This is a genomic window from Psychrobacter sp. TB20-MNA-CIBAN-0197 (genome assembly GCF_040309765.1).
Lineage (GTDB): Bacteria > Pseudomonadota > Gammaproteobacteria > Pseudomonadales > Moraxellaceae > Psychrobacter > Psychrobacter submarinus.
In genome coordinates, this window is record NZ_JBEOPC010000827.1 from 1 (window position 1) to 262 (window position 262).

At 63.7% G+C, this 262-nt stretch carries 1 protein-coding gene; it reads left to right on the forward strand.

Going from position 1 to position 262, the window contains the following annotated elements:
• Positions 1 to 262, forward strand: a 262-nt coding sequence (locus AAEY83_RS16170) for a bifunctional hydroxymethylpyrimidine kinase/phosphomethylpyrimidine kinase (protein WP_351060637.1), incomplete at both ends; no start/stop codon positions are given.

Genomic DNA, 262 nt, shown 5'->3' on the forward strand with positions numbered 1-262 from the left:
TGCCAGTGGTCTGCGATCCGGTGCTGCGTGCCGGCGGCGGCGGACGCCTGGGCAAGGACGAGGTCGGCTACGCGATGCGCGAGCGTCTGCTGCCGCTGTCGATCATTGCCACGCCCAATCTTCCTGAAGCGCGCATCCTCGCCGAACTGCCCGAAGGCACAGCCGACGAGTGCGCGGAAAAACTCCTGCCATTCGTCAAAAACCTGCTGATTACCGGCGGCCATGGCGACGAAACTGAAATCCATAACCGCGTGTACAGCCG